Here is a 10,322-nt window from a genome sequence, read left to right as displayed (position 1 = left end):
TCGAGAGGCCGAGTGGAGGTTCTGCGCAGTGGGTAAACCGGCATGGATGCCGGTTTAGCCGCGCTGGGCCAAGGATGGCCCATCGCGGCGGGCCCACGGAGCAGGACCGGAGCGAGGGCATGCCGAGCCTTAGCGAGGCACCGAACGCCAGGGGCAAGAGCCCTTGGTTACTTAGGGCCGGGCGGCGTTCCGTTTTTCCAAGTGACTCGCCGTAAGGGCGAAACCCTAAGTGGCCGTTACCGCAGGAATGGATATGTACACCTGAAGGACAATCATCGAATGTCAGGACGCCTTCGCCGGCAAGCCGGGCTCCTACAGGGTTTTCACCCGTCGTGTGGGGGATTGGGTCCCAGCAGCAAATCCTGCTCACGCTCACACAACTCCACCACGTAATCCCACATCACCCGCAGCCGCACCGACTTGTGCAGCTCGCGGCGGGTGCTGATCCAGTAGCTGCGCTGGATGCTCTCCTGGGGGAATAACGGCACCAACGCAGGATCGGCACTGGCCATGTAGCACGGCAGCACGGCAATACCCAGGCCCGCGCGCGCGGCCTGTTGCTGGGCGATGACGCTGGTGCTGTGGAACACCACCTGCGGGTTGCGGCAGAAGCTGTTGAGGAACATCAGCTCCTGGCTGAACAGCAAGTCGTCGACGTAGCCGATCCAGGCATGGCGCCCCAGATCTTCACGATTGTGCAGCGCTGGCGCATGGTCGAGGTAGTCCTGGCTGGCGTAGAGCGCCAGGCGATAGTCCGTCAGTTTGCGCGTGACCAGCATGTCGGCGGCCGGACGTTCCAGGTGGATGCTGATTTCCGCCTCGCGGTTGAGGATGCTGACAAAGCGCGGCACCGCCACCAGCTCCACTTCCAGCCCCGGGTAACGCTCGAACAGGCCGTTCATGCGGCTGGCAAGGAACATGATGCCCAGCCCTTCCGTCACCCCCACCCGGATCTTGCCCAGCGGCGCCGTGGATTGGGTGATTTCTTCCTGCGCCAGCAGCGCGACGTTCTCCATCGCCTCGGCGTGCTTGAGCAAGGCTTCGCCGGCCGGGGTCAGCTCGTATCCCTGGGCGTGCTGCACGAACAGTGCGGTGCCCAGGCTCTTTTCAATGGCCTCGATGTGCCGCGCCACGGTGGCATGGGTGGTGTTCAAACGGCGCGCGGCGGTGAGCAAACGCCCGCTACGCTGTAGCTCGAGAAAGAACCGCAGGTCATTCCAGTCGAACATCGTCCATCCTTAGGTCAGCGTTGTTTAAAAACGAACAGCAGCTGGGTAAAAACTAACATTCTTTTAACGAAAGCTAACAACTAGGATGAAGCCCAACAAGAACAACAAGCGAGGTCAGGGATGCACGCTTCCCTTGATGAATACGACTACATCGTGGTCGGCGCCGGTCCGGCCGGTTGTTTGCTGGCCAATCGCCTGTCGGCCAACCCACAGCACCGCGTGTTGCTGCTCGAAGCCGGCGGCCGCGACAACTATGCGTGGATTCACATCCCGGTGGGTTACCTGTTTTGCATCGGCAACCCGCGTACCGACTGGTGCTTCAAGACCGAGGCACAACCGGGCCTGCAGGGTCGCACCCTGAGCTATCCGCGAGGTAAGGTGCTTGGCGGTTGCTCCTCCATTAACGGCATGATCTACATGCGCGGCCAGGCCGGCGACTACGATGGCTGGGCGGCCGACGGCAACCCCGGCTGGCGCTGGCAGGACGTGCTGCCGCTGTTCAAGAAAAGCGAAAACCACTTTGCCGGTGACTCCGAGTTTCATGGTGCCACCGGCCAATGGCGAGTCGAACGCCAGCGCCTGTCGTGGCCGATTCTCGATGCCTTCCGCAGTGCCGCCGAGCAAAGCGGTATTGCCAGCATCGATGACTTCAACCAGGGCGACAACGAAGGCTGTGGCTACTTCCAGGTCAACCAGAAGGCTGGCATCCGCTGGAATGCGGCCAAGGCGTTTCTCAAGCCCGTACGCAATCGCCACAACCTGACGGTGCTGACCGGTGTCGAGGTCGACCGCGTGCTTCTGGAAAACGCCCGGGCCTCGGCGGTGAGCGCCCGTTGGCAAGGTCAGGCAAAAACCTTCAAGGCGCGCAAGGAAATCATCCTGTGCGCCGGCTCAGTTGGCTCACCGAGCATTCTGCAGCGTTCCGGCATCGGCCCTCGCCCTCTGCTGAAGCGCCTGGGCATCGGCGTTGTCCATGAACTGACCGGCGTCGGCGGCAACCTGCAGGACCACCTGCAGTTGCGCCTGATCTACAAGCTGGAAAACGCCCGCACCCTCAATCAGATCGCCGGCAGCCTGTGGGGCAAGATGGGCATGGGCCTGCGTTACCTGTATGACCGCAGCGGTCCGTTGTCGATGGCGCCGAGTCAGCTCGGGGCCTTTGCGCGTTCAGGGCCGGAGCAAACCTCGGCCAACCTTGAGTACCACGTTCAGCCGCTGTCGCTGGAGCGTTTTGGTGAGCCGTTGCACGCCTTCCCGGCGTTCACCGCATCGGTTTGCGATCTGCGTCCGCAAAGCCGCGGCAAGGTGGAGATCCGCTCGGTCGACCCACAGCAAGCGCCGCTGATCCAGCCCAATTACCTGAGCCACCCGGAAGATTTGCGGGTGGCCGCCGATGCCATTCGCCTGACCCGGCGCATCGTTTCCGCGCCGGCCCTGAAGGCGTTCAAACCGGTCGAGTACCTGCCGGGCGACAGTCTGCAGAGCGAAGCACAGTTGCACGAAGCCGCCGCGCGGATCGGCACCACCATCTTCCATCCGGTCGGCACCTGCCGTATGGGCCACGACGCCGAAGCGGTGGTCGATGCCGAACTGCGCGTGCACGGCATCCCCGGCCTGCGCATCGCCGACGCCTCGATCATGCCGCGCATCACCTCGGGCAACACCTGTTCGCCTACGCTGATGATCGCCGAGAAGGCTGCGGAACTGATCCTTGCCACAACTGCAAACACCCCCCTTGTGGGAGCGAGCCTTTGTGGTGAGGGGATTTATCCCCGCTGGGCTGCGGAGCAGCCCCAAAACGAGCATTCACGTTAGATCAGTTACACCGCATGCATCGCATTTACGACTGCTACGCAGCCGAACGGGGATAAATCCCCTCACCACAAAGGCTCGCTCCCACAAGGGAATTGCATCTGATTCACGGACACGCAACACCAGTGGAACAACAAAAACAATCACTGTGAGGGATACCGATATGTCAGAACACGTTCAGCCCCTGGAAGCCGTGCGCAGCGCGGGCACCAGCCAGGAAACCCAGAAAGTCATCTTCGCCTCGTCGCTCGGGACGGTCTTCGAGTGGTATGACTTTTTCCTCTACGGCGCCCTCGCGGCGGTGATCAGCAAGCAGTTCTTCGCCGGGGTCAACGACACCACCGCGTTTATCTTTGCCCTGATGGCCTTTGCCGCCGGCTTCATTGTCAGGCCGTTCGGCGCCCTGGTGTTCGGCCGGTTGGGGGACATGATCGGACGCAAATACACCTTCCTCGCCACCATCGTGCTCATGGGCCTGGCCACCTTCTGCGTCGGTTTGCTGCCCAATTACGCGAGCATCGGCATCGCCGCGCCGATCATCCTCGTGGTGCTGCGCATGCTCCAGGGCCTGGCGCTGGGTGGGGAATACGGCGGCGCCGCGACCTACGTGGCAGAGCACGCGCCGATGGGCAAGCGTGGCTTCCACACCAGCTGGATTCAATCAACCGCCACCCTCGGCCTTTTGCTGTCGCTGCTGGTGGTACTCGGTTGCCGCTACTTCACGGGCGATCAGTTCGAAGTCTGGGGCTGGCGCATTCCGTTCCTTTTCTCGATCATTCTGCTGGGCATCTCGACCTGGATTCGCCTGAGCCTGCACGAGTCGCCTGCGTTCATGAAGATGAAAGAGGAAGGCAAACTCAGCAAGTCGCCAATCCGCGATTCCTTCGGCAAGTGGGAAAACCTCAAGGTGGTGCTGATCGCCCTGTTCAGCATCAACGCCGGGCAAGCGGTGACCTTCTACGCCGCGCAGTTCTATGTGCTGTTCTTCCTCACCCAGTTCCTGAAAATGGACCCCGCTGTGGCCAACGGCTTGCTGATCGTCAGTGTGACCATCGGCGCCCCCTTCTTCATTTTCTTCGGCTGGCTGTCGGACAAGGTCGGGCGCAAACCCGTGCTGATGCTTGGCCTGCTGCTCGCCACCGTGTTGTACTTCCCGATCTTCAAGACCCTGGCCCACTACGCCAACCCGGCCATCGACCTGGCCAGCCGCCAGGCGCCGATTACCGTGCTCGCGGACCCGGCCACCTGCACCTTCCAGTTCGACCCGGTGGGCAAGGCGAAATTCGACAGCCCATGCGACAAGGTCAAGACCTTCCTGGTCAAGCAGGGCCTGCCGTACCAGAGCGCAGTGGCCCCGGCCGGCAGCGCTGTGCAGGTCAGCGTCGGTGACGTGAAGATCGACGGTTTCGACGAAGCGGCCCTGCGTGGCGCGGTGACCCTGGCGGGTTACCCGCAACAGGCCGACATGCAGCAGATCAACAAACCGATGATCGTGGCCCTGATCGTCGCGCTGATCATCATCTCCGCCATGTGCTACGGCCCGCTGGCGGCGCTGATGGTCGAACTGTTCCCGACCCGCATCCGCTACACCTCGATGTCCCTGCCCTACCACATCGGCAATGGCTGGTTCGGCGGATTCCTGCCGACCGTGTCCTTCGCCCTGGTGGTCTACACCGGCGACATCTTCTACGGCCTGTGGTACCCGGTGCTGATCACCGGGGTGAGCCTGGTGGTGGGGATGCTGTGCCTGCGTGAGACGCGGAATGTGGATCTGAACAAGAACTGATTGAAAATCAAAAGATCGCAGCCTTCGGCAGCGCCTACCCTGGAATGCGTTCCCTTGGAGGCGCTGCCGCAGGCTGCGATCTTTTAATGACCACTCACTCGTCGAGTTCGACGACCTCGAACTTCACCTGGTCCGGGTAGAACGCCATGTATTCGCGAATTTGCGCCACCGACACCTTGGGATGCTCGTAACTCCACACCGCATTAGCCCCTTCATGTCCCGGCACCTGCAAACTGAAATAGCTGGCATCGCCCTTGTACGGGCAATAGCTGGTGTGGTCGGTACGGGCGTAATATTTCTCGTCGATGTCTTCGCGCGGCACGTAGTACACCGGAGGGTAATTGGCCTCCAGGAGCACCAGCGCGCGTGAAGAGGCAGCCACCTGGATACCGTGAAACTTCACCAGCAGGCAGCCGGGCTGCTCGGCGATGGTGATGACAGGGCTGGGACCGGAGCTTTTCATGGAAAACAATCCTCATGACAGAAATTGATCTGTAGGAGCGTGGCTTGCCCGCGACGGGCTGCACAGCGGCCCCAAAACCTGAGACCACGATGTATCAGGTATAACCCAGATTCCCCAATAACGATGGCCTCACAGCCAAACGGCCTGCGCAACCAAACGCGACTCAAAAAACTGTACATCCATACAGATAAAGATTGCTCTCGCGCCCCACTCACGCCATCCTGTGCACTTGCGCACATTGATCGACGATGGTGGTTATGCGGCTGTACCTCTGTGAAAAACCTTCCCAGGCCAAAGACATTGCGGCCGTGCTCGGCGCGCGGCGACGTGGTGACGGCTGCTGGCTGGGAACAGACGTCACGGTGACCTGGTGCATCGGCCACCTGCTGGAAACCGCGCCCCCGGATGCCTATGACGCACGCTACAAGCGCTGGGTACTGGCAGACCTGCCGATCATTCCCGATAAATGGAAAATGACCGTCAAGCCACGTACCGCCAGCCAGTACAAGGTGGTCAAGCGCCTGCTCGGCGAAGCGCAGGACCTGGTGATTGCCACGGACGCCGACCGTGAAGGCGAAATGATCGCCAGGGAACTGGTGGAGCATTGCCGCTATCGCGGTCCGATCCAGCGACTGTGGCTGTCGGCGCTGGACGATGCCTCGATCCGCAAGGCCCTCGCCGCACTCAGGCCCGGTGCGCAGACCTTCAGCCTCTATCATTCGGCACTGGGGCGCTCCCGGGCCGACTGGCTGATCGGCATGAACATGAGCCGGCTGTTCACCTTGCTCGGACGCCAATCCGGTTATCAGGGCGTCCTGCCGGTCGGCCGGGTACAGACGCCGACCTTGCGCCTGGTGGTGGATCGCGACCGCAGCATCGCCGCCTTCGTACCCGTGCCCTACTGGGCGGTCGAGGTGCAGTTGCTGCACGATGGCACCGCCTTCACGGCACAATGGCGAGCCGCTTCGGACGTGTGCGACGACCAGGATCGCTGCCTGAACCAGGCACTGGCCCAACGCGCGGCAGCGGCCATGCTCGCCGCCGCCAGCGCCAGGGTGATCAAGCTGCGCACCGAACGGATGCGCGAAGTGGCGCCGCTGCCATTCGACCTCGGCACCTTGCAGGAAGTCTGCTCGAAAAAGCTTGGGCTCGGTGCCCAGGAAACCCTCGACATCGCCCAGGCGCTCTACGAAACCCACAAGGTCATCACCTACCCGCGCAGTGACTGCGGTTACTTGCCGCTCAGCCAGCACAGCGAAGCACCGGGTATTCTCGCGGCACTACGCCAGGCCGACCCGGCACTGAACGCATTGCACGACTACCTGGAGCCCCAGCGTCGCTCACGGGCCTGGAACGATGCCAAGGTCAGCGCGCACCACGGCATCATTCCCACCGCTGCGGCGAAAAACCTCGATCGCCTGGTGGGCAAGCAGCGCGCGGTCTACACCTTGATCCGCGCCCGTTACCTGGCGCAGTTCCTGCCCAATCACGAGTTCGACCGCACCCAGGTCGACTTCGACTGCGCCGGCGAGGCCTTGCGTGCCGTCGGCAAGCAAATCGTCGAACCCGGCTGGAAACGCGCCCTGCCCGAAGCCCTTGCACCCGCCAAAGGTCGCGAAGCACCCGCCCCGCAAACCCTGCCCAACCTCAGGGAAGGCATTGATTGCGCGGTGGCCGATGTGCAACTCAAGGACCTCTGGACGCAGCCGCCCAAACCCTTCACCGAGGGCGACCTGATCAAGGCCATGAAGAACGTCGCCAAACTGGTGGAAGATCCATTGCTCAAGCAAAAGCTCAAGGACACCACCGGCATCGGCACCGAAGCGACCCGCGCCTCGATCATCCAGGGCCTGCTCGACCGTGGTTACCTGATCAAGAATGGCAAGGCACTTGCCGCCACCCCGGCGGCTTTCAGCCTGATCGACGCGGTGCCGCGCGCCATTGCCGACCCGGGCACCACCGCCATCTGGGAGCAGGCCCTGGACATGGTGCAGAGCGGGGAAATGAGCCTGGACGAGTTCGTCACCAAGCAAGCGGCCTGGATGAGCAAGCAAGTCAGCCGCTGCGCCGGCCTGAGCCTGACCATCAGCGGTCCTGCAAGCCCCGCCGGGCGGGGCGCGGCACCGTGGAAAAACAAACGCAAGCCGGCCAAGCGCAAGCCTGCGAGCGCCAGCAAGCGTGGAGCAAAAGCAGCGAAGCCAACGTGATAAGCCGTGCGCTTGCACGTTGTTGGGTCAGGTTAAACGTTGATAGTTCGAGGTTTTCATTTCTGCGCCGCTTTTGCATTTCTGTGCGACAGATCGCACTTCAGGGGCTCCCCACCCCGTCCTTGCGGTGTTAGCTTGCGGATGTTTCTGATCAATCGATCAGATATTTCCTACAAACTGCCTGCAAAGGAATGCCCCCAGCAATGGACTTTTCACTCAAGCACATGGCCGCAGCCACCCTGATGCTCGCCAGCCTGTCGTCGTTCACCAGCGCTGCACACGCCAACATCACCCCGCAACAGAGCGCGATCATCCTCAAGACGTTCAGCGATGCCTCGGTCACGGACTTCAGGCAGTTCCTGCAAAGCCTGGCCAAGAGCGACGTCGCCAAGACCGACCAGCTCGGCCCGGCCATCAGTGCCTTCCTCGATAACAAGACACTGACCCCTGAGCAGCAAAACGAAATTCATCGCCTGCTTGGCCTCTACACACGGGTCAAGTACGGCAGCGCGGCCACTGAAACCCTTCGGGAACTGGTGGCCATCCCGACCGTGCGCGTGGACGGCGTTGCCCAGCACGACAATCCCGAGTTCATCAAGATCGCCGAGAAGATCAAGGGCCTGGCCGAAGCATTCAACCTGAGCTTTCGCAACATCGACAACCGCGTCTATGAAATCTCCCTGCATGGCACCGGCGATGAAGTCGTGGGTATTCACGCCCATGCCGACGTGGTGCCGGTGACGCCAGAGAACTGGGTGCTGCAGGATGGCACCCGGCTCGACCCGTTCAAGGTCACCCTGGTGGGCGATCGCATGTACGGCCGGGGCACCGAGGATGACAAGAACGGCATCGTGGTCGCGCTCTACGCCATGAAGGTCATCAAGGAAGAGAAGCTGCCACTGGCCAGGAACTTCAAGCTGCTGGTAGACACCACCGAGGAAACCACGGGCGACGCCATTCCCTACTATTTCGAACGCAACCCGACGCCCAACTACAACCTGGCGCTGGATGGCGGCTACCCGGTGGTGATCGCCGAGAAAGGCTACGGCACCGTCATGGCCAGCTTCGCCAAGCGCACGGCTCAAGGCAAGGGCGCTGAAATCATCTCGATGACCGGCGGCCTGGCCACCAACCAGATTCCGTCGACCTCGGTCGCCACCCTGGTGACGGACAAGCCCGCGGAACTCGCGGCCAGCCTGCAAAAGGCCGGTACCGAGTACGCCATGCGCAATGGTGGCAACTTCGACATCGCCACCCAGGTGGTCGGCAAGGACGTCAAACTGACCGTCACCGGTGTATCCGCCCACTCCTCCGAGCCCGAGTCCGGCGTCAACCCGGTGGCCAGGATGCTGGACTTCATCAACAGCCTCGACGGCCAGGTCCTGCTCAAGCACAACCACATCACCGACGCCGCCCGCTATGCCGCCGACAACTGGGGCCTGGACTACCTGGGCGGCAAATTGGGGGTGGGTTTCTCCGATGAATTCATGGGCCCGCTGACCACGTCGCTGACCTTTGTCGGCATGGATGACAAAGCCTTCAAGCTCGCGGTCAACCTGCGGGTACCCAAGGGCAAGTCCCCTGAAGTGCTGAAATCCGAAATCGCCACGAAACTGGATGCCTGGAGCAAGCACAGCAAAATCGCACCGGCCTTCGACTATTCCATCGCCGAACCGATGTACCGCAACCCCGAGGGGGAATGGGTCAAGGCCCTGCTCGCCGTGGCCAGCGAAAACCTCGGCATGGAACACAAGTTCGGCACCTCTGCCGGCGCCACCTCGGTGCACGAACTGCCCAACGGCGTGCAATTTGGCCTGGCCATGCCGAACGTCAAATACACCGGTCACAACGACAACGAGTTCAAGACCACCGAGCAGTTCCTGCTCGACCTGCAGATCGTGACCGAGATGATGGGCCGTATCGGGCAGCTGCCGACGCTTTGATTCACCGGGTGGCACCGCCGCGATTGTAGGAGCCAGCGGTGCGGCGATCCGACTTGCCGGCGAACCCAGGCAACGCGGTCTGTCTATTGCACCGCGTTACCGTTCTTCGCCGGCAAGTCGGAACGCCGCCCGCTGGCTCCAACAAGGCGAACCAGACACCGCGGTGTATCTGTTGCACCGCGTCATCGTTCTTCGCGGGCACGTCGCAGCTCGCATCCACAGACACATCAGGAACAACTGTTCACCACCACTCTTCCTCCGGCGTTCTAGCCTGAACTGACTACGCCATGATCAAGGAAGATGCCCCATGCCAACCATTCGCCATGCACATCGATTGCGCACCGGGCGCTATTCAGCGCCGGGGCAGATCTATCTGGTCACAACCGTCGTTCAGAACCGGGACCCCGTATTCAAAGACTTCATGCAGGGCCGCCTCGTGGTCGATGCGTTGCGGAAGGCTCAGGAAGAAGAGCTGGTGCTTTCGCTGGCCTGGGTTGTCATGCCGGACCATCTCCATTGGCTGTTCGAGCTCAAAAACAGCACGCTGACTTGCATAATGGCGAGGACAAAATCACGCATTGCGCTCGCGTTGAATCGCTCGATCGGGCGCGACGGATCACTCTGGCAACATGGCTTTCATGACCGAGCGATCCGCAGGGACGATGACCTGCCGGCGGTGGCGCGCTATATCGTGGCCAACCCGTTGCGGGCGAGATTGGTCGAGAAAATCGGGGACTATCCGTTGTGGGATGCCGTGTGGCTGTAGGAGCCAGCGGTGCGGCGATCCGACTTGCCGGCGAACCTGTCGCCGCGGTGTATCCGTTGCACCGCGTCATCGTTCTTCGCCTGTAGGAGCCAGGCTTGCCGGCGAACCAGACGCTG

7 protein-coding genes are annotated in these 10,322 nt (G+C 61.9%); 5 read left to right on the top strand and 2 right to left on the bottom strand.

The features are described from left to right. Positions 1-323: 323 nt before the first annotated feature. The gene (locus HFK74_RS18280; protein WP_180204660.1) at positions 324-1,229 is read right to left on the bottom strand and encodes a LysR family transcriptional regulator; all 906 of its coding nucleotides are present in this window, start codon (positions 1,227-1,229) and stop codon (positions 324-326) included. A gap of 120 nt (positions 1,230-1,349) precedes the next feature. On the opposite strand from HFK74_RS18280, the gene HFK74_RS18275 reads away from it, so the two are divergent. Both HFK74_RS18275 and HFK74_RS18270 read left to right on the top strand, forming a co-directional pair. After that, positions 1,350-3,044, top strand: coding sequence for a GMC family oxidoreductase (locus HFK74_RS18275; RefSeq protein ID WP_257230355.1), 1,695 nt, complete (start codon positions 1,350-1,352; stop codon positions 3,042-3,044). A 160-nt stretch (positions 3,045-3,204) separates the two neighbouring features. Then, a complete protein-coding gene (locus HFK74_RS18270; protein WP_180204659.1) occupies positions 3,205-4,827 on the top strand; it encodes an MFS transporter in 1,623 nt (540 codons plus the stop codon). 94 nt (positions 4,828-4,921) lie between these two features. Here the strand turns inward: HFK74_RS18270 and HFK74_RS18265 are convergent, their stop codons facing one another. Further along, positions 4,922-5,290: a DUF427 domain-containing protein gene (locus tag HFK74_RS18265; protein ID WP_180204658.1), complete on the bottom strand. Its 369-nt coding sequence runs from the start codon at positions 5,288-5,290 to the stop codon at positions 4,922-4,924. Positions 5,291-5,547: 257 nt separating this feature from the next. On the opposite strand from HFK74_RS18265, the gene HFK74_RS18260 reads away from it, so the two are divergent. From HFK74_RS18260 to HFK74_RS18250, 3 genes are all read left to right on the top strand, one after another. Further along, on the top strand, positions 5,548-7,497 hold the full coding sequence (locus HFK74_RS18260) for a DNA topoisomerase III (protein ID WP_180204657.1): 1,950 nt from the start codon (positions 5,548-5,550) through the stop codon (positions 7,495-7,497). A gap of 203 nt (positions 7,498-7,700) precedes the next feature. After that, on the top strand, positions 7,701-9,440 hold the full coding sequence (locus tag HFK74_RS18255; RefSeq protein WP_180204656.1) for a dipeptidase: 1,740 nt from the start codon (positions 7,701-7,703) through the stop codon (positions 9,438-9,440). 307 nt (positions 9,441-9,747) lie between these two features. Beyond that, positions 9,748-10,206, top strand: coding sequence for a transposase (locus HFK74_RS18250; RefSeq protein ID WP_180204655.1), 459 nt, complete (start codon positions 9,748-9,750; stop codon positions 10,204-10,206). The last annotated feature ends 116 nt before the right edge of the window (positions 10,207-10,322 follow it).

This window comes from Pseudomonas sp. SbOxS1, assembly GCF_013416725.1.
Classification (GTDB): Bacteria; Pseudomonadota; Gammaproteobacteria; order Pseudomonadales; family Pseudomonadaceae; genus Aquipseudomonas.
This window is presented reverse-complemented; position numbering and strand designations above follow the sequence as displayed.

Coding starts and splice junctions, on each gene's coding strand:
- HFK74_RS18280 (WP_180204660.1), bottom strand. CDS start 1,229: ATGTTCGACTGGAATGACCTGCGGTTCTTTCTCGAGCTACAGCGTAGC.
- HFK74_RS18275 (WP_257230355.1), top strand. CDS start 1,350: ATGCACGCTTCCCTTGATGAATACGACTACATCGTGGTCGGCGCCGGT.
- HFK74_RS18270 (WP_180204659.1), top strand. CDS start 3,205: ATGTCAGAACACGTTCAGCCCCTGGAAGCCGTGCGCAGCGCGGGCACC.
- HFK74_RS18265 (WP_180204658.1), bottom strand. CDS start 5,290: ATGAAAAGCTCCGGTCCCAGCCCTGTCATCACCATCGCCGAGCAGCCC.
- HFK74_RS18260 (WP_180204657.1), top strand. CDS start 5,548: ATGCGGCTGTACCTCTGTGAAAAACCTTCCCAGGCCAAAGACATTGCG.
- HFK74_RS18255 (WP_180204656.1), top strand. CDS start 7,701: ATGGACTTTTCACTCAAGCACATGGCCGCAGCCACCCTGATGCTCGCC.
- HFK74_RS18250 (WP_180204655.1), top strand. CDS start 9,748: ATGCCAACCATTCGCCATGCACATCGATTGCGCACCGGGCGCTATTCA.